Annotated in this window: 15 protein-coding genes; 8 read left to right on the forward strand and 7 right to left on the reverse strand. The window is 63.7% G+C overall.

Going from position 1 to position 19,672, the window contains the following annotated elements:
* Window positions 1-6: 6 nt before the first annotated feature.
* Entirely contained in the window at window positions 7-1,563 is a 1,557-nt protein-coding gene (murJ, locus tag NRS07_RS07540; RefSeq protein ID WP_259212218.1) for a murein biosynthesis integral membrane protein MurJ, read from the reverse strand.
* A 264-nt stretch (window positions 1,564-1,827) separates the two neighbouring features.
* On the opposite strand from murJ, the gene rpsT reads away from it, so the two are divergent.
* Window positions 1,828-2,094: a 30S ribosomal protein S20 gene (rpsT, locus tag NRS07_RS07545; protein WP_259212220.1), complete on the forward strand. Its 267-nt coding sequence runs from the start codon at window positions 1,828-1,830 to the stop codon at window positions 2,092-2,094.
* 287 nt (window positions 2,095-2,381) lie between these two features.
* Window positions 2,382-4,616 carry an NADP-dependent isocitrate dehydrogenase gene (locus NRS07_RS07550; RefSeq protein ID WP_259212221.1) on the forward strand — a complete coding sequence of 745 codons (2,235 nt, stop codon included), beginning with the start codon at window positions 2,382-2,384 and terminating at the stop codon, window positions 4,614-4,616.
* Between the two features lie 78 nt (window positions 4,617-4,694).
* Here the strand turns inward: NRS07_RS07550 and NRS07_RS07555 are convergent, their stop codons facing one another.
* A complete protein-coding gene (locus NRS07_RS07555; RefSeq protein ID WP_259212222.1) occupies window positions 4,695-5,249 on the reverse strand; it encodes a pseudouridine synthase in 555 nt (184 codons plus the stop codon).
* 227 nt (window positions 5,250-5,476) lie between these two features.
* Here NRS07_RS07555 and icd point away from each other — a divergent pair, with 227 nt between their 5' ends.
* Entirely contained in the window at window positions 5,477-6,730 is a 1,254-nt protein-coding gene (gene icd, locus NRS07_RS07560; RefSeq protein ID WP_259212223.1) for an NADP-dependent isocitrate dehydrogenase, read from the forward strand.
* Window positions 6,731-6,797: 67 nt separating this feature from the next.
* Here the strand turns inward: icd and NRS07_RS07565 are convergent, their stop codons facing one another.
* A complete protein-coding gene (locus NRS07_RS07565) occupies window positions 6,798-7,001 on the reverse strand; it encodes a cold-shock protein (RefSeq protein WP_171084635.1) in 204 nt (67 codons plus the stop codon).
* Window positions 7,002-7,323: 322 nt separating this feature from the next.
* Between NRS07_RS07565 and clpS the strand changes: the two genes are divergently transcribed.
* Both clpS and clpA read left to right on the forward strand, forming a co-directional pair.
* Entirely contained in the window at window positions 7,324-7,626 is a 303-nt protein-coding gene (clpS, locus tag NRS07_RS07570; protein WP_020653505.1) for an ATP-dependent Clp protease adapter ClpS, read from the forward strand.
* Window positions 7,623-9,923, forward strand: a complete 2,301-nt coding sequence (clpA, locus tag NRS07_RS07575) for an ATP-dependent Clp protease ATP-binding subunit ClpA (RefSeq protein ID WP_259212225.1) — start codon at window positions 7,623-7,625, stop codon at window positions 9,921-9,923. The genes clpS and clpA overlap by 4 nt, the downstream gene beginning before the upstream one ends.
* A gap of 56 nt (window positions 9,924-9,979) precedes the next feature.
* Here clpA and NRS07_RS07580 read toward each other — a convergent pair whose 3' ends face one another.
* Window positions 9,980-10,954, reverse strand: a complete 975-nt coding sequence (locus NRS07_RS07580; protein WP_259212227.1) for an IS1595 family transposase — start codon at window positions 10,952-10,954, stop codon at window positions 9,980-9,982.
* A gap of 249 nt (window positions 10,955-11,203) precedes the next feature.
* Between NRS07_RS07580 and NRS07_RS07585 the strand changes: the two genes are divergently transcribed.
* The 3 genes from NRS07_RS07585 (at window position 11,204) to NRS07_RS07595 (ending at window position 16,609) form a co-directional block, all read left to right on the forward strand.
* Window positions 11,204-14,584: a S41 family peptidase gene (locus tag NRS07_RS07585; protein ID WP_259212229.1), complete on the forward strand. Its 3,381-nt coding sequence runs from the start codon at window positions 11,204-11,206 to the stop codon at window positions 14,582-14,584.
* Between the two features lie 92 nt (window positions 14,585-14,676).
* Window positions 14,677-15,540 (forward strand): oxygenase MpaB family protein, encoded by an 864-nt coding sequence (locus NRS07_RS07590; RefSeq protein WP_259212232.1) that lies wholly within the window; start codon window positions 14,677-14,679, stop codon window positions 15,538-15,540.
* 97 nt (window positions 15,541-15,637) lie between these two features.
* Window positions 15,638-16,609 (forward strand): PHB depolymerase family esterase, encoded by a 972-nt coding sequence (locus tag NRS07_RS07595; protein WP_259212234.1) that lies wholly within the window; start codon window positions 15,638-15,640, stop codon window positions 16,607-16,609.
* A 28-nt stretch (window positions 16,610-16,637) separates the two neighbouring features.
* On the opposite strand, the gene NRS07_RS07600 is transcribed toward NRS07_RS07595, so the two are convergent.
* The 3 genes from NRS07_RS07600 to NRS07_RS07610 form a co-directional block, all read right to left on the reverse strand.
* A complete protein-coding gene (locus NRS07_RS07600; RefSeq protein WP_259212236.1) occupies window positions 16,638-16,961 on the reverse strand; it encodes an H-NS histone family protein in 324 nt (107 codons plus the stop codon).
* Window positions 16,962-17,073: 112 nt separating this feature from the next.
* Window positions 17,074-18,258, reverse strand: a complete 1,185-nt coding sequence (locus NRS07_RS07605) for a PLP-dependent aspartate aminotransferase family protein (RefSeq protein ID WP_373889864.1) — start codon at window positions 18,256-18,258, stop codon at window positions 17,074-17,076.
* Entirely contained in the window at window positions 18,255-19,652 is a 1,398-nt protein-coding gene (locus tag NRS07_RS07610; RefSeq protein ID WP_259212238.1) for a pyridoxal-phosphate dependent enzyme, read from the reverse strand. The genes NRS07_RS07605 and NRS07_RS07610 overlap by 4 nt, the downstream gene beginning before the upstream one ends.
* Window positions 19,653-19,672 lie beyond the last annotated feature (20 nt).

The following is a 19,672-nucleotide window of genomic DNA, read 5'->3' on the forward strand; positions in this document are numbered from 1 at the left end:
ACTGGCTTACTTGGAACGGCGCTTGAAGTCGCGCGGACGAAAGCCCAGCACCAGCAGCACGGCGAAATAGGCCAGGGCCGCGGCGCCGATGATCGCCGCCAGCGCGCCGGCACGCAGCAGCGGCGTGGCGCGCATCGCGATCCAGTCGAACTGGGTCTGGCCGAACCACGACACCGCGCCCATCACCGACACCGCGACCACCAGCTTGAACACGAACTTGCCCCAGCCGGGCTGCGGTATGTAGATCTTGCGGCGGCGCAGGCCTGCGTACAGGAAGCCGGCGTTGATGCAGGCCCCGACCCCGATCGACAGCGCCAGGCCAGCCACGCCCAGCCCCATTCCCCACACGAACACCAGGTTCATGAGCTGGGTGGCGACCAGGACGCCCAGCGCGATGATCACCGGGGTACGCACTTCCTGGCGCGCGAAGAAAGCCGGCGCCAGCGTTTTTACCAGGATAAAGCCGAGCAGGCCGGCGCTATAGGCCATCAGCGGCATGGACGAGGCGGCGACATCGCCCGCATGGAAGGCGCCGTAGTGGAACAAGGTAGCGATCATCGGCGTGGCCAGCGTGGCCATGCCGACCGCCGACGGGATCGCCAGCAGGAAGGTCAGGCGCAGGCCCCAGTCGAGCAGGGACGAGTATTCGCCGGTGTCGCCTTCGGTATTGGCCTTCGCCAGGCCCGGCAGCAAGATGGTGCCCAGCGCTACGCCCAGCAGCGCGGTGGGCAGCTCCATCAGGCGGTCGGCATACTGCAAGGCGGTGACCGCACCGGCAGCCAGCGAGGCGGCGATAGTGGTGTTGATAAGCAGGCTGATCTGGGCCGCCGCGACGGCAAAGACGGCCGGTCCCATCTTGCCGAGCATGCGCCGCACGCCGCTGTCGCGCAGCCCGACCAGCGGATTGAGCGAAAGCCGTGGCAGCATGCCCAGCTTGACCAGCGATGGGATCTGCACCGCGACCTGCAAGACCCCGCCGATGCATACGCCCACGGCCATCGCATAGATCGGCTGGGCGAAATAATCCGACAGCACCAGTGCTGCAAAGATGAACGACAGGTTCAGCACCACCGGCGTGATCGCCGGTATCTTGAACTGGCGCCAGGTATTGAGGATGCCGCTGGCCAGTGCCACGAAGGCCATGCAGGTAATGTAGGGGAACATCATCCGGGTCATGACGACGGCACTGTCGAAAGCGGCCGGCTCACGCTGCAGACCGCCGCCGATCCACAGGATCAGGAGCGGGGCCGCGACGATGCCCAGCACACTGGTGAGCAAGGTGGCCCAGATCAGTACCGTCGCCACATGGTCGACCAGGGTCTTGACCGCCTCCTGGCCGTTTCTGGTCTTGTATTCGGTCAGGATCGGGACAAAAGCCTGCGAAAATGCGCCCTCGGCGAACAGCCGCCGCAGCAAATTTGGCAGGCGGAACGCAATGTTGAATGCGTCGGTGAAATTCGAGGTGCCGAAGGTGGCCGCGAACAGGCTTTCGCGCAGCAAACCGGTGACGCGGGACACCATGGTCATGCTGGAAATAGCGGCAAGGGTACGGAGCAGGTTCATGGCGGGGAATTATACTTGGGCAACACCACGCCAGTCCCGCCGCACGGGGCTGCAAAGGAGAATTATTCGTTTTACCAAGGGCCAGGCGGCGACAATTATGCATTTATGAATTGCCCAGACCCGTTTCCTTCGCTATAATCGTGGGCTGTACTGAATTCTGTTAGCAGACACGAATCGTTGGGCAGGCACCGGTGGCGACACTGAGGCGCCAGTTTCATTCGCGAATGTTTGCAAACGCAACTTGACCCCGATTTAGGAAATTTCATGGCAAATACCGCACAAGCGCGCAAGCGCGCTCGTCAAGCAGTTAAGCAAAACGCGCACAATTCGTCGCAGCGCTCGACCCTGCGTACCGCAATCAAGGCAGCGCGCAAGGCCATCCAGGCTGGCGACAAGGAAGCAGCAACCACCATCTTCCAGCAATCGGTGTCGACCATCGACAGCATCGCTGACAAGAAGATCATCCACAAGAACAAGGCAGCGCGCCACAAGAGCCGCCTGGCTGCAGCCCTGAAAGCACTGTCGGCCTAATAGCCACATGCGTGCGGCCCTGGCCGCGCAGGAAGTTCTGTGCAGTAGAAAGACCCGTCCGACCCTTTGGTCCGGCGGGTTTTTTTGCTTGCCGGATCGGATATTTGCCAGCCGATGGTATGCCTTCTGTCCGATGGTGGATATCCTAAAACCGTGGCGCCTAGTAAAATACTGGTGCATAATGTGAAACGCTCGTCTTATGTCTTATAGAAGACTTGGATTTCGAGGCCGATATTCACACCTGTTTTAGACACCGCGCCAACCCGCGCGCATCGAGGAAAAAGCGTATGAGCAGTGATCAGACCATCATCTACACCCTGACCGACGAGGCACCGCTGCTGGCGACCCACGCCTTCCTGCCAGTGGTCAGCACCTTCACCAAGCCGGCCGGCATCACGGTCGAGCAAAGCGACATTTCGGTCGCGGCCCGCATCCTGGCCGCTTTCCCGGAAAACCTGACCCCGGAGCAACGCGTACCCGATTCGCTGGCGGAGCTGGGCAAGAAGACCCTGGAGGCGAGCGCGAACATCATCAAGCTGCCGAACATCAGCGCGTCGGTGGGCCAACTGGTCGCCGCGATCGAAGAACTGCAGGCCAAGGGCTACAAGCTGCCCGATTACCCGGCCAACCCGAAGACCGACGAAGAAAAAGCCATCAAGGCGCGCTACAACAAGTGCATCGGCTCCGCGGTCAACCCGGTGCTGCGCGAAGGTAACTCGGACCGCCGCGCTCCGCGCGCCGTCAAGGAATACGCCCGCAAGAACCCGCATTCGATGGCTCCCTGGTCGGCCGCTTCGCGCACCCACGTGGCGCACATGACCCACGGCGACTTCTACCATGGCGAAAAGTCGATGACGGTTGCTGGCGCGCGCGAAGTCAAGATGGAGCTGGTCACCAAGTCTGGCCAGACCATCGTGCTCAAGCCAAAAGTGGCGCTGCAGGACGGCGAGATCATCGATTCGATGTTCATGAGCCGCAAGGCCTTGCTGGACTTCTACGCCAAGCAGATCGAAGACGCGCGCGAGACCGGCGTGCTGTTCTCGCTGCACGTCAAGGCCACCATGATGAAGGTGTCGCACCCGATCGTGTTCGGTCACTGCGTGCGCATGTTCTATAAAGAAGCGTTTGAAAAGCACGGCGCCCTGTTCGACAGCCTTGGCATCAATGTCAACAACGGCATGGCCGACCTGTACAACAAGATCGCCGACCTGCCGGCCTCGCAGCGCGAAGAAATCGAGCGCGACCTGCACGCCTGCCAGGAGCACCGTCCGGCGCTGGCCATGGTCGACTCGACCAAGGGCATCACCAACTTCCATTCGCCGAACGACGTGATCGTGGACGCGTCGATGCCGGCCATGATCCGCGCCGGCGGCAAGATGTATGACGCCAACGGCAAGCTCAAGGAAGTCAAGGCGGTCATCCCGGAATCGACCTTCGCCCGCATCTACCAGGAGATCATCAACTTCTGCAAATGGCATGGCGCGTTCGACCCGAAGACCATGGGCACCGTCCCGAACGTGGGCCTGATGGCGCAGCAAGCCGAAGAATACGGTTCGCACGACAAGACCTTCGAGATCGCCGAAGATGGCATGGCCAACATCACCGACCTCGCCACCGGCGAAGTGCTGCTGTCGCAGAACGTCGAGACGGGCGACATCTGGCGCATGTGCCAGGTCAAGGATGCGCCGATCCGCGACTGGGTCAAGCTGGCCGTGACGCGCGCGCGCAACTCGGGCATGCCGGCCGTGTTCTGGCTCGACCCGTACCGTCCGCATGAAAATGAACTGATCAAGAAGGTGCGCACTTACCTGAAAGAGCACGACACGACCGGTCTGGACATCCAGATCATGTCGCAAGTGCGCGCGATGCGCTACACCCTCGAGCGCGTCAAGCGCGGCCTGGACACCATCTCGGTGACCGGCAACATCCTGCGCGACTACCTGACCGACCTGTTCCCGATCCTCGAACTGGGCACCAGTGCCAAGATGCTGTCGATCGTCCCGCTGATGGCCGGCGGCGGCATGTACGAAACCGGCGCCGGTGGTTCGGCACCGAAGCATGTGCAGCAGCTGACCGAAGAAAACCACCTGCGCTGGGATTCTCTGGGCGAGTTCCTGGCACTGGCAGTCTCGCTGGAAGACCTGGGCCTGAAGACCGGCAACAAGCAGGCCAGCGTGCTGGCCAAGACCCTGGACGCCGCCACCGGCAAGCTGCTGGACAACCGCAAGTCGCCATCGCCGAAGACCGGCGAGCTCGATAACCGCGGCAGCCAGTTCTACCTGGCGATGTACTGGGCCCAGGAGCTTGGCGCGCAAACCGAAGACGCCGCACTGGCGGCCAAGTTCGCGCCGCTGGCCAAGCAACTGGCTGAGAACGAAGCGAAGATCCTGGCCGAGCTGCTGGCGGTGCAGGGCCAGCCGGCCGATATCGGTGGCTACTACAAGGCCGACGAAGCCAAGGTGAAGGCCATCATGCGCCCGAGCGCGACCTTCAATGCGGCGCTGGATGGATTTGCTGCGTAAGCAAGGGCCTTGGCTCTTGCTGAAATAAAAACGCCAGCCTTCGGGCTGGCGTTTTTCTTGGGGAGGGCAGTTTGCCAGCTACGCCGGGGGGTAGCGCACTTCGATAAATTGCCCCGGCATCAAGGGATGCGTCGCCAGCGAAAACGGGCCGATACTGCTGCGCACCAGCCGCAGTGTCGGTAGCCCAACCGCGGCCGTCATCCGGCGCACCTGCCGGTTCTTGCCTTCTTCGAGCGTGATGGCGATCCAGCCGGTCGGCTTGTCGGCGCGGGCGCGGATCGGCGGATTGCGCGGCCAAAGCCAGCCCGGTTCAGCGATCCGGACTGCGCGGCACGGCTTGCTGACGAAGTCGCCCAGGTCGAGCGGCGCTTGCAGGCGTGTCAGCGCGGCGGCATCGGGCACGCCATCGACCTGCACCAGATAGGTCTTGGCTTCTTTATGGTCGGGGTGTGCGATCTGGTGCTGCAGCTTGCCGTCGTCGGTGAGCAGCATCAGGCCTTCGCTGTCGGCGTCGAGCCGGCCGGCCGGGTAGATATTCGGGATATCCAGGTAATTGGCCAGCGTCTCGCGGCCATCCTGGCCGGAGAACTGGCACAGCACCTGGAACGGTTTATTGAAGAGAATCAGTGGCATGGATGACGAGCGGGCGCAATCGGCGCGAATGAGTGAACGACGAGGCAGATCGTGGCGCCTCGGAAAATACTGGTGCATAATGCAAGACGCAACAGTGATGTCTTATACAAGACTTGCGGCCGCAATTTTGTCGGCCCGCGCATAAGAATTGTGCATTCTAGTACATGTTACAGGCCTAGCCAGCCGCTGCCTTGGCGGCCGGCCACCCGACCACTTGGGAGAAGACGATGTACCAACATATTAAGGTCCCGGCCGACGGCCAGAAGATCACCGTCAACGCCGATTTTTCCTTGAGCGTGCCGGATCATCCCGTGATTCCTTATATCGAGGGCGACGGCACCGGCGCCGATATCACACCGGTCATGATCAAGGTCGTCGATGCGGCAGTGGCCAAGGCCTATGGCGGCCAGCGCAAGATCAGCTGGATGGAAATCTTTGCTGGCGAAAAATCAACCAGTGTCTACGGCCCGGACATGTGGCTGCCGGCGGAAACACTCGACGTTCTGAAAGACTATGTGGTCTCGATCAAGGGGCCACTGACCACGCCGGTTGGTGGCGGGATCCGCTCGCTCAACGTTGCGCTGCGCCAGGAACTCGACCTGTATGTCTGCCTGCGCCCGGTGCGCTATTTCGCCGGCGTGCCGTCGCCGCTGAAGCAGCCGGAAAAGACCGACATGGTCATCTTTCGCGAGAACTCGGAAGACATCTACGCCGGCATCGAATGGGCAGCTGGCTCGGCCGAAGTAGAGAAGGTGATCAAGTTCCTGACCGAGGAAATGGGGGTCAGGAAGATTCGCTTCCCGCACAGCTCCGGCATCGGCGTCAAGCCAGTCTCGCGCGAAGGCACCGAGCGCCTGGTGCGCAAGGCGATCCAGTACGCACTCGACAACGACAAGCCATCGGTCACCATTGTCCACAAGGGCAATATCATGAAGTACACCGAAGGCGGTTTCCGCGACTGGGCCTATGCGCTGGCGCAACACGAGTTTGGCGCCGAGCTGTTAGACGGCGGCCCATGGTGCAAGATCAAGAATCCGAGGACCGGGCGCGAGATCATGATCAAGGATTCGATTGCCGACGCCTTCCTTCAGCAGATTTTGCTGCGTCCGGCCGAGTACAGCGTGATCGCCACCCTGAACCTGAACGGCGACTATATTTCTGACGCACTGGCCGCGCAGGTCGGCGGCATCGGCATTGCGCCGGGCGCCAACCTGTCCGATTCGGTGGCGATGTTCGAAGCCACCCACGGTACCGCGCCCAAGTATGCAGGCAAGGATTACGTCAATCCGGGGTCGCTGATCCTGTCGGCCGAAATGATGCTGCGACACATGGGCTGGCTGGAAGCGGCCGACCTGATCATCAGTTCGATGGAAAAGGCGATCACGTCCAAGAAAGTCACCTATGATTTTGCGCGCCTGATGGAAGGCGCGACCCAGGTCTCGTGCTCGGGCTTTGGTGAAGTGATGATCGAAAACATGTAACCGTGTGCCGCGCAGGGCAAAAAAAACCCCGCAGCTGCGGGGTTTCTTGCTTCCGGGAGGGGAACGATCAGTTGCCCTGGATGTTGGAAGCTTGCTTGCCTTTCGGGCCTTGCGTGACTTCGAATTGAACTTTTTGACCTTCTTTGAGGGTCTTAAAACCGTTCATGTTGATTGCGGAAAAGTGTGCGAACAGATCTTCGCCGCCGTCATCAGGAGTGATGAAGCCAAAGCCTTTGGAATCATTGAACCACTTAACAGTACCAGTTGCCATAAAAGAGCCTTCAAGTAAAAACAAATCACACGAGCCATAAAAGCAAGAAGCTTCTTGCCCCCTCCTCAGCCTGCTCACTTCTTATCAACAAGGTCACAAAAACCCCCTGTTGATGACTGCATTGTTGGTTGAATAACCACGCAAGTCAAGCGCTTTTGAGCAACTGTTGGCATTTTTCCCATGGTAGCGTTAACCCAGCTCTTGATTTCGTCAATTGGATCGCCATCTGCGCATTCAAGCGAAAACAAGTAAGATGGAAAGCACATGAGAACGCGCTGACGTTTACGCTTGGCACCGATACTGAAAGCATTAGAATACGCCCATGGCTACGAAGCATGACACCGAACAGCTGCTGGAGCGGCAAACCGTAAAACCGCCACCGTTGTATCAGGTGGCACTGCTGAACGACGACTACACGCCGATGGAATTTGTGGTGGCGGTCATCCAGGAGTATTTCAACAAGGACCGTGAAACCGCGACCCAGATCATGCTGTCCGTGCACCGTCACGGTAAAGGTGTCTGTGGAGTGTTTTCCAAAGATATAGCGTGTACCAAAGTGGAGTTTGTCTTAACGCATGCGCGTAAGGCGGGGCATCCCCTGCAATGCGTGATGGAGGAAGTATGATTGCGCAGGAACTTGAAGTATCCCTACACATGGCCTTTGTCGAAGCGCGACAGGCACGCCACGAGTTTATTACCGTGGAGCATTTGCTGCTTGCCCTGCTCGATAATCCGTCGGCTGCCGAAGTCCTGCGTGCGTGCGCGGTCAATATCGAAGACCTGCGCAAGACCCTGACGAATTTTATCGGCGATAACACCCCGACCGTGCCCGGCACGGGCGAGGTCGATACCCAGCCGACGCTCGGTTTCCAGCGCGTGATCCAGCGCGCGATCATGCATGTGCAATCGGCCTCGAACGGCAAGAAAGAAGTCACCGGCGCTAACGTGCTGGTGGCGATCTTCGGCGAGAAGGACTCGCATGCGGTGTATTACCTGCACCAGCAGGGCGTGACCCGCCTCGACGTGGTCAACTTCATCTCGCACGGCGTGCGCAAGGACCAGCAGCTCGACACCTCCAAGGCGTCCGAGGGCGTGGAAGAAGCGCAGGTCGAAGGCCAGGCCAAGGAAAGCCCGCTCGACCAGTTCACCCAGAACCTGAACAAGGCGGCGGCCGATGGCAAGATCGATCCGCTGATCGGGCGCGAAGAAGAAGTCGACCGCGTGATCCAGATCCTGTGCCGCCGCCGCAAGAACAATCCGCTGCTGGTAGGCGAGGCCGGTGTCGGCAAGACCGCCATCGCCGAGGGCCTGGCATGGCGCATCGTCCAGGAAGACGTGCCCGAGATACTGCAGAATGCCGTCGTGTATTCGCTCGACATGGGCGCGCTGCTGGCCGGCACCAAGTACCGCGGCGACTTCGAACAGCGCCTGAAAGCGGTTCTCAAGCAATTGAAAGACACCCCGAACGGCGTGCTGTTCATCGACGAGATCCATACGATCATCGGCGCCGGTTCCGCGTCGGGCGGTACGCTCGACGCGTCCAACCTGCTCAAGCCGGCCCTGGCCAACGGCCAGCTCAAGTGCATCGGCGCGACCACGTTCACGGAATTCCGCGGCGTGTTCGAGAAAGACCATGCACTGAGCCGTCGCTTCCAGAAGGTCGACGTCAACGAACCGTCGGTCGAGCAGACCGTGGCGATCCTACGTGGCCTCAAGTCCCGCTTCGAAGAGCACCATGGCGTCAAGTATTCGGCGTCGGCGCTCACTACCGCGGCCGAACTGGCGGCGCGCTTCATCAATGACCGCCACCTGCCCGACAAGGCCATTGACGTGATCGACGAGGCTGGCGCTGCCCAGCGTATTTTGCCGAAGTCGAAGCAGAAAAAAACCATCGGCAAGACCGAGATCGAGGACATCATCGCCAAGATCGCCCGGATTCCGCCGCAAACGGTCAACCAGGACGACCGCAGCAAGCTGCAGACCATCGACCGCGACCTGCGCAACGTGGTGTTCGGCCAGGATCCGGCGATCGATGCGCTGGCGTCGGCCATCAAGATGGCGCGCGCTGGCCTGGGCAAGCAGGACAAGCCGATCGGTTCCTTTCTGTTCTCGGGTCCGACCGGGGTCGGCAAGACCGAGGTCGCCAAGCAGCTGGCCTTTATCCTGGGTATCGAGCTGATCCGCTTCGACATGTCCGAGTACATGGAGCGCCACGCTGTGTCGCGCCTGATCGGTGCGCCGCCGGGTTATGTCGGTTTCGACCAGGGTGGCCTGCTGACCGAAGCCATCACCAAGAAGCCGCACGCAGTGCTGCTGCTCGACGAGATTGAAAAAGCCCATCCGGACATTTTCAACATCCTGCTGCAGGTGATGGACCATGGCACCCTGACCGACAACAACGGACGCAAGGCCGACTTCCGCAACGTGATCATCATCATGACCACCAATGCGGGCGCCGAAAGCCTGACCAAGCGCTCGGTGGGCTTCGTCGATTCGAAGCAGGCGGGCGACGAGCTGGCCGATATCAAGCGCATGTTCACGCCAGAGTTCCGCAACCGCCTGGACGCCACCATCAGCTTCCGTGCACTGGACGAGGACATCATCCTTCGTGTCGTGGACAAGTTCCTGATGCAGCTCGAAGAACAGCTGCACGAGAAAAAGGTGGAAGCCATCTTCACCGAGAAGCTGCGCAAGTTCCTGTCGAAGAAGGGCTTCGATCCGCTCATGGGTGCGCGCCCGATGTCGCGCCTGATCCAGGACATGATCCGCAAGGCGCTGGCCGACGAACTGCTGTTCGGCCGCCTGGTCAACGGTGGCCGCATTACCGTCGACCTGAACGAGAAGGACGATGTCGTCCTCGAGTTCCCGGAAGGCGACGTGCTGCCGCCGCCGGCTCCGGCCGAGACAGTCGAGATCGAGTAAATCGTTCTTGTCAGAGAAAACCGCGCTGTGGTAGCGCGGTTTTTTTTTAGGCGCTGTCACCGTTGGCTATGGATGACTCCGAATGCGATGCGCAGCAAGTGCTCGACGGAAGTGACCCGCCCGCCATCGAGTGCCCAATGCCAGCCCAGGTAATTGGGGAGCCAACGCGAGGCAACCCCGTGGAACCGCGCCAGCCATTGGCGCAAGCGCCGGTGGTAGGCGTTGACGTTCTGGACATGGATCGCGCCCGCCTTACTGAACCGAACCCGCTCGCCGGAGCGCAGGTTGACCGCCTGGTGGGCGATGCCCCGCTGGCGGGCGAACGCACGGTAGGCGGCATGCGAATCGGTGACCAGGAGCGCTTGCGGGGCCAGCTTCGGCAACAGGTGCCGCACCAGTTGGACTACCTTCAAGGCGCCACGGCCGGTAACGGCGTCGATGGTCTGCCCACTGCGGTCGCGCGCGACCAGGATGCAGTCGAGGTGATGCGAGATGCCAGGCAGACTGGCCCGGCCGCCTCGCTTGCGCGGCGGGCGACCGAGTGTGCGCGAGCCTTTTTGCGATTCGAGCAGAAACATTTCGTCGGCTTCGACGATGCCGCCGAGCTGCGCTGGCCGGTCATGCCTGACCCGGTCCAGGAAGCGATGGCGCCAACGAAACGCCGTGTTGCGATGGACGCCAACCCGCTTGGCGGCGTCGCGCACCGGCCTTGAATCGAGCACGGCGCCGAGGTAGTCGAGCCACTTGCCGCGCAGCCTGAGCCGTGCCAGCGGCGTGCCACTCAGGTCGTTAAATGTGCGCCGGCACTGGCAGCAGCGAAAGCGTTGCAGGTCGTTGGCCTGGCCGTGCCGGTGGTAGCGCTGGCAGCCGCATTGCGGACAGCGCCGCCCTGCCGAACGGATCTGCCCGATCAGGGCGATTACCCGGTCGAGGCCGGCTGCGGGATGCAGGGCATCGAGCATCTGCAGCCGCTGGGCCTGGTTGAGCATGGGAAGCTGGGCAAACAGCTTGGCGAACCTGGGCGTTTTCATTCACCACTCCGTATCGGGATCGACCCGGGGTTGGACCGCCAAATAGCTCAGCAGTTCAGCTCAGCAGTTCAATGCTCATCCATAGCTAACGAACACAGCGCCTTTTTTCGCCATTACCCTTCGTGAAACTGGATCGCGGCGGGGTGGAACTCCAGGCTGCCAGGCGCAATTTATTCTGTGTAGGGACGCCGTTCGCTCCGCCACCTGTGGCAAACTCTTTTTCTTCAGCAATTCGCGTCTCGATCCAACATGACCTTGTCCCGCACCATCCTGGCCGCTTCCCTGGCCGCTTCCCTTGCCCCTATCGGCGCCCAGGCCGCCGCCGCCGACCCTTATTTCCGGTTCCCGGCGGTGCGCGGCGACACCGTGGTATTCACCGCCGAGGGCGACTTGTGGCGATCCAGTACGGCGGGGGGCAAGGCGACGCGCTTGACCACCCATTCATCGATGGAAACGCATGCCGCGATCTCGCACGATGGCAAACAGGTCGCCTTCGCCGCTTCTTACGAAGGGGCGCAGGAAGCCTATGTGATGCCGCTCGAGGGTGGGCTGCCCAAGCGCATCACCTTTGAAAATGGCGGGGTGACGGTGCTGGGCTGGACGGCGCAGGGCGAAGTTTTGGTGAACACCGAGAATTCGGTCGGGCCGGCCAAGCACCGCGTGGTGGCCGCGCTCGACCCGGCAACGCTGGCGCGCCGGGTACTGCCGCTGGCCGACGCCAATGACGCCCTGGTTACCGACGATGGCAAATCCGTGTTCTTCACGCGCATGGGCCTGTCGATGACCAACGATAACGTCCGCTCCTACCGTGGCGGCGCGCACGCGCAGTTGTGGCGCTTCGACCTTGGCGCCAGGGACGAAGCCGTGCCGCTGTTCCGGGGCGACAGTGCGAACAATCGCCGCGCCATGTGGTGGCAGGGCCGCATTTATTTCATCAGCGACAGCGGCGGCAGCGACAATATCTGGTCTGCGCTCCCGGACGGGAGCGACCGCCGGGTGCACACCAGCCACCAGGAGTGGGACGTGCGCACCGCTTCGCTCGGCGATGGCCGCATCGCCTACCAGCTCGGCGCCGACCTGCGCCTGTTCGACATCGCCAGCGGGCGCGATACGCGCCTGCAAGCCAGTCTGGTGTCGGACTTCGACCAGCAGCGTACACGCCGGGTGCGCTCGCCGCTCGATGCGCTCAGCGCGATCGAGGTGGCCAGCAAGGCCGAGCGCATCGTACTCACCGCGCGCGGCCGCGTCACCATCGCCGGCACCGGCAGCCAGCGCCGCGTCGAGATCGCGGTGCCGGAAGGCGCACGTGCCCGTAGCGCCGTGTTCAGCCATGACGACAAATCGGTGTATGCCTTCGTGGACAGCACCGGCGAGAACGAGATCTGGCGCTTTGCGGCGGACGGCTCCGGCAAGGGCGAGCGCCTCACTGTCGACGGCGCCAGCCACCGTTCGGGCCTGTATCCGTCCCCGGACGGCCGCTGGCTGGCCCACACCGACAAGAAGGGCCGCACCTGGCTGCTCGATCTGGCGGCGAAAACCAATGTCATCATCGACGACGCCAAGCAGGCCGGCGCCGACCGCCCGGACCAGGTGGTATGGTCCCCGGACAGCCGCAACCTGGCCTTTGTGCGGGTCGGTACGAACGAGCAGCGCAACCAGATCGGCATGTTCAACCTGGTGTCGAAGACGCTGGCCTTTGTCACAACCGACCGTTACACGGCCGATTCGCCGGTGTTCTCGGCGGACGGGAAGTGGCTGTACTTCCTGTCCGCGCGCCACTTCAACGTCGGTAATGGCGGCCCCTGGGGCGACCGCAACATGGGCCCGGTGTTCGACCGGCGCGTCGGCGTGTACGCACTGGCCCTGCAGGCCGGCGTGCGCTTTCCTTTCAAGCCCGAAGACGAGCTGACCAAGCCGGAAGCGGCCTCTCCAGAAGCGGCTGCCCGCTCCGCGGTCATGAAGCCGGGCAGCGACGAGTCGGACAAGAACGCCGCCGCTGCCACGGCGACCGCCGCGGCCCTTGCCGCGGCCAGCGCCGCCGCGCCCGACAAGGCCAGGGGGCCGGTGCCCGCTGTCGACTATGCAGGACTGCGCGAACGCCTGTACGAAGTGCCGATTGCGCCGGGCAACTACCGGGCCCTCGCGAGCGACGACAAGCGCCTGTACATCCTGGAGTCGGACAATGGCCGCAGCGGCGTGCTCAAGACCCTGGAGATTGCGCGCAGTAGTGCGCAACCGGAAGTGTTCGCCGCCAATGTGCGCGAATTCGGCCTGAGCACCGATCGCAAGCACGTTTTCTTTCGCACGTTTGCCGCCAGCGGCGCTGGCGACATGCTGATCGTGGCGGCGGGCAGCAAGGCGCCGGCCGACCTGGCCAAGGCCCGGGTCAAGATCGACGACTGGGCGGTCAGCACCAATCCGCGCCTGGAATGGGCGCAGATGTTCAACGACGCCTGGCGTATGCACCGCGATTTCTTGTACGACGCCAACATGCGCGGCATCGACTGGAACGCGGCGCGCGCGCGCTATGCGCCACTGGTCGAGCGGGTGACCGACCGCGCCGAGCTCGACGACGTGCTGGGCATGATGGTGGGCGAACTCGGCGCGCTGCATTCGCAGATCCGTCCGGGCGACCAGCGCCGTGCCAGCGGCGAGGGCGTGCCATCGAGCCTGGGCGCGGTACTGGTGCGCACGCTCGAAGGCTTCCGGGTCGAGCGCATCTACCGCAGCGAGCCGGAACTGCCATCCGAGCGTGGCCCGCTGGCCGCGCCCGATGTCGGCATCAAGGAGGGCGACACCATCCTGGCGGTCAACGGCAAGTTGCTGGCCGAGAGCCGGGACATCGCCGACCTGCTGCTCGACCAGGCCGACAAGCAGGTGCTGCTGCATGTGAAGACCGAGGGCAAGCAAGCGGGCAAGCCGCGCGCCGTGATCGTCACGCCCGTGTCGATGGCGCGCCATGCCAGCCTGCGCTACGCCGACTGGGAGCAGGGCAGGGCGCAGCAGGCCGATGCGCTTTCCAGGGGCAGGATCGGCTACCTGCACCTGCGCGCCATGACCGCGCGCGACATCAATGCCTTCGCGCGCGATTTCTACGCCAACATCAACAAGGAAGGCCTGGTGATCGACGTGCGCCGCAATAACGGCGGCAACATCGACAGCTGGATCATCGAAAAGCTGCTGCGCCGCTCGTGGGCGTTCTGGAGCGCGAACGGCAACCAGCCGCAGTCCAACATGCAGAACAGCTTCCGCGGCCACCTGGTGGTATTGATGGACGAACTGACCTATTCCGACGGCGAGACCTTTGCCGCCGGGGTCAAGGCCCTGAAGCTCGGACCGCTGGTGGGCAAGCGCACCGCCGGCGCCGGCGTCTGGCTCAGCGATGGCAACGGCCTGCTCGATAACGGCATGGCGCGGGTGGCCGAATTCGGCCAGTTCGCGGCAGACGGCGAATGGCTGATCGAGGGCGTGGGCGTGAGTCCGGACGTCGAAGTGGACAACCTGCCGCACGAGACCTTCAGCGGCCGCGACCGCCAGCTCGAAGTGGCGCTGGCACTGCTGGAAAAAAAGATGGCCGAGCAGCCGCTGCAGCAGTGGAAGCCAGCGGCGATTCCGGCACTCAAGCGCTGATCGGCGCGCGCCAGGGGCGTCGATGGCGCGCGGGCGGGGGCGCCGGTGTATCCTGCGCAGTACCGCCGCCCGGGCGCCCAAGGAGAGCTGCCATGCTGGACAGTTTGCGGAGCTTGATGCGCCCCCCGGAGGGCATGATGTTCGACTTCAGCCGGCCGGCCGGGGAGCCCGCGCTCACGCCGGCCCACGGCGTGTCCTGGCGCGTGTTCGCCAATCCGGTGACGCTGTTCGTCGGCGGCGTCGCGGCCGTGCTGCTGGAACTGGCCGAGCCGTCGGTACGCAGCGGCGTATGGAACCACAGCAGTTTCCAGCGCGACCCGGGTCTGCGTTTGCGGCGCACCGGGGCGGCCGCCATGATGACGGTCTACGGCCCGCGTTCGGCGGCCGAAGCGATGATTGCAAGGGTGGTGCGGATGCATGGCCAGGTAAGGGGCAGCACGCCGGGCGGCCTGGCCTACCGCGCGAACGATCCGCGCCTGCTCGACTGGGTGCATGCCAGCGCCGTCTTCGGTTTTACCGAAGCCTTCCACCGCTATGCACAGGCGCTCTGCGCCAGCGAGAAAGATGCCGCCTTCGCCGAAGGCGCGCACAGCGCATGCCTGTACGGTGCCCGTGGCGCGCCGCAGAGCTGGCGCGCCTGGGAGGCGCTGCTCGCAGCGACTGCGCCCGGCCTCGAAGGCTCGCCGATCCTGGCCGAATTTTTGCGCATCATGGACGCGGCGCCGATCTTGCCGGCACCGCTGCGCTGGCTGCAACGCCTGCTGGTGCGCGCCGCGGTGCACATCACGCCCGAGCCGGTGCGCTCGCTGCCGCAACTGCGCGGACGCGCGCTGCGCACGGGCGAAGCCACGCTGGTGCGCACGCTGGCATGGGTCGCCACGTGGTTGCCGCTGGGCGACACGCCCCAGCTGCAGGCGGCCCGGCGGGTCGCGTCCGAGCCTGCTTCCAGGCTGTAATCCTACGTGCGGCCGAGCCGACGCCTGACATGCTGCAGCGCAGCATATGCGTACACTAGCAGCTTATTACCGCAGGCTTCGGGCTGGAGAGGTCAACATGACACATTTCGCATCAGATCCCTGGCAGTTTCTTGGCTGGAATCCCTGGGCCGGCTTGCAAGACTGCGCGACCGGCGCCGCCATGCCAGCGCCCGCGCCCGGCCAGGGCAGCTTCGTGGCCGGGGTATTCGAGTTTGGAGCGCACACCCTCCACTACAAACTATTTATACCGAGCAATGCTGGTGCGGCCTCGCTGCCATTGGTCGTGATGTTGCACGGCTGTGGACAGGGCGCCGACGATTTTGCGCTCGGTACCGGCATGAACGCGCTGGCCGAACAGGCGGGCTGCATGGTCCTGTATCCGGAACAATCGCCGCAAGCGCACTGGAACCGCTGCTGGAACTGGTACGACCAGGCGCATCACGAGCGCGACGAAGGCGAGCCTGCCCTGATCGCGGGATTGGTGCAACACGTGATCGCCGAATACGGCATCGACCGCAGCCGCGTCGCGGTTGCCGGCCTGTCCTCTGGCGGCGCCATGGCAGTCATCCTGGGCCGCACCTATCCGGACGTGTTCAGCGCGGTTGGCTGCCATTCGGGCCTGGCGCATCGCAGCGCCTTTGACGGCGCAAGTGCCATGATGGCCATGCGCGAAGGGGCGGGCCCCGACCTTCTTGAGTCGGCCAGGCCGCTGGCTTCCATTCCGACCATCGTCTTTCATGGCGATGTCGACTATACCGTGCACCAGAATAACAGCGCCGACGTCATCCGGCAGGCGCTGGCCTGCTATGCCGGGCAGGTGCCGGGCCTGGCGCGCGAAACCGCCATGTGCGAACACACCGGCGAGACCAGCGGACGCAGTTTCACCCGCCATACCCATCACGGGGAAACCGGTGACGTCGTCGCCGAACGGTGGATCGTCCACGGAACCGGGCATGCCTGGTCTGGCGGAAGCTCGCAGGGAAGCTATACCGACGCGCGTGGTCCGGATGCCAGCAAGGAGATGCTGCGCTTCTTCATGAAACAATAAGACCCGAACGCCGACCCTGGCGAGCGGTTCAGGCTTTGGCTTGCTCGATCGACTTTCCGGACGCGATCCAGGCCTTGACCCAGGCGGGTTGCCGTCCGCGCCCGCTCCACTGCTGGGCGCAATCTTCAGGGTTGCGGTATTTGACCGCGACCTTGGCGCCGCCTTGCTTTGCCGGTTTCGGGGTCTTGATGCCGTGCAAGGCGTCGACCGACATGCCGGCATTGCGGGCGATATGCAAAATTTGCTCGCGCGCCTGGCTCACGCCCAGGAAATGGCGGGTCTTGAGCTCGTCGATCAACTGGACTTCCAGCGCGCGTAGCTGGGCGATCGAATACTTGGATAAATCGTGCATGTGGTGACCTGATCGAAGAAGATGTGCTCGCCAGAAGAACTGCTGGCGACGAAAACCTGCACCCTAGCATGGAAGGCAAAGGGCCACCGGTTTTTCTTGCCTGGCCCCGGGCTCAGATCGCAGCCAGCGCCTGACGCAAGTCTTCGCGCTGGTCGTCCAGGTGCTCGATTCCCACCGACAAGCGGATCAGCCCGTCGCCGATACCCAGTGCAGCGCGCTGTTCGGCAGGAATGCTGGCATGGGTCATCAGGGCAGGGTGCTCGATCAGGCTTTCGACCCCGCCCAGGCTTTCGGCCAGCGTGAACACCTCGCGGTTTTCCAGGAAACGGCGCGCCCCCGCCAGGTCGGTGGCCAGGTCGATTGACACGATGCCCCCGAAACCGCTCATCTGGCGCTGCGCCAGCGCGTGCTGCGGATGCGATTGCAGGCCTGGGTAGTACACCTGGCGCACCTTTGGTTCGCGCGCGAGCCACTCGGCCAGCGCGAGCGCGTTGGCGCTGCTGCGTTCCACGCGCAGGGCCAGGGTCTTGATTCCGCGCAGCACCAGGAAGCTGTCGAACGGTCCCTGGATGGCGCCCACGGCGTTCTGGATGAAGCCCAGCTGCTCGCCCAGTTCCTGGTGGCGGGGCTCGGTCCCGACCACCGCCACGCCGCCGATCACGTCGGAGTGGCCGTTCATGTACTTGGTGGTCGAGTGCACCACGATGTCGATGCCCAGTTCCAGCGGTCGCTGATTGACCGGGCTGGCAAAGGTGTTGTCGCAGACGCTGATGATGCCGCGTGCGCGGCAAAGCGCGGCGATGCTCGCCAGGTCGGCCAGCTTGAGCATCGGATTGGTCGGCGTCTCCACCCATACCAGCCTGGTGTCGGGCGTGATGGCGCGGGCCAGCGCATCCGGGTCGGTCAGGTCGGCATAGCTGAAGCTATGGCCGGCGCTCTTGCGGCGCACGCGCTCGAACAGGCGGAAGGTGCCGCCGTACATGTCGTCGCCCGCCACGATATGCGAATTGGCCGGCAGCAGTTCCAGCACCGCCGCGATCGCGGCCAGGCCCGAGGCGAACGCGAACGCCGCGCTCCCGCTTTCGAGGTCGGCCACGCAGCGCTCCAGCGCCCAGCGGGTCGGGTTGTGCGAGCGGCCGTAGTCCAGGCCCTTGTGCACGCCCGGGCTTTCCTGGCGATAGGTCGAGGTGGCGAAGATCGGCGGCATCACCGCGCCGGTCGATGGCTCGGGCACCTGGCCGCCGTGGATCACGCGGGTGGCGAGATGTTTCTTGGCTTGGTACACGGGCGAACTCACGATAGCGTCCTTCGAAGATGGTTGAGCAGGTCGAAGCGGGTAATCAGGCCATAGAAGCGATCGCCCTCGGCGACCACGGCAGTGAGCCCGCGGCCGAGGACCGCGCGCAGCTCGGCCATGCTCGAACAGGGGTGCAGGGTCTGCAGCGTCGCGGTCATGGTCGACGAGACCGGCGCTGCGAACTGACTGGCCACCTGACCCGCGCCCTGGGGCGAGGTCACGTGCAGCAGCAGGTCGGATTCGTCGATCAGGCCGGCCAGGCGGCCGTCGCGGTCGATCACCGGCAACTGCTGCAGGTCGCTGCTGCGCATGCGGCTGAAGGCGGTCAGCAGCGTGTCGTCCGGCGCCACGGTCACTACTTCGCCGTCGTCGTAGCGGCGCCCGATCAGGTCGCGCAGGTCGCCCAGCCTGGGGCGTGCCAGCAAGCCCTGGTCGAGCATCCAGCCGTCGCTGTAGACCTTGCTGAGATAGCGGGTGCCGGTATCGCAGACAAAGCTCACCACGCGTTTGGGGCGGGTCTGCTCGCGGCAATAGCGCAGCGCCGCCGCCAGCAGGGTGCCGGTGGACGAGCCGCCCAAAATGCCTTCTTGTTGCAGCAGCATGCGCGCCGTGGCGAAGCTTTCTTCGTCCGAGACGGTGTAGGCGTGCTTGACGCGCGACAGGTCGGCGATGCCGGGAATGAAATCCTCGCCGATACCCTCTACCGCCCACGAACCGGCATCGGTGCGCAGCACGCCGGTGTTGATGTAGTCGGCCAGGATCGAGCCCTGGGGATCGGCCAGGACGAATTCGAGCATGGGCTGGGTCTTGCGGAAATAGCGCGACAGGCCGGTAAGGGTGCCCGAGGAGCCGACGCCCACCACGATGGTGTCGAGCCGGTGGTTGACTTGGTCCCAGATTTCCGGGCCGGTGGTGGTCTCGTGGGCGCGCGGGTTGGCCGGGTTGTTGAACTGGTCGGCGAACCAGGCACCGGGAATGTCGCGCGCCAGGCGCGCCGCGACATCCTGGTAATAGTCGGGATGCCCCTTGCCGACGTCGGAGCGGGTCAGGTGGATTTCGGCACCGAGCGCCTTCAGGTGCAATATCTTTTCGGCGGCCATCTTGTCGGGTACCACCAGCACCACGCGATAGCCCTTGATGCGCGCTACCAGCGCCAGCCCCAGGCCGGTATTGCCGGCGGTGGCCTCGACCACGGTGCCGCCGGGCTGCAGGTGGCCGTCATGCTCGGCTTGCTCGATCATGGCGCGGCCGATCCGGTCCTTGATGGAGCCGCCGGGGTTTTGCGATTCGAGTTTCAGGAACAGCTGGCAGGGACCGGTGTCGATCCGGGTGACTTCGATCAGGGGGGTGTCGCCGATCAGGGAGAACAGGGCAGCTTGCGACGCATGTTGCATATTGCCTCCGTAAGGCCGGG

Origin of the sequence: Massilia sp. H6, from assembly GCF_024802625.1 — a bacterium.
Classification (GTDB): Bacteria; Pseudomonadota; Gammaproteobacteria; order Burkholderiales; family Burkholderiaceae_D; genus Telluria.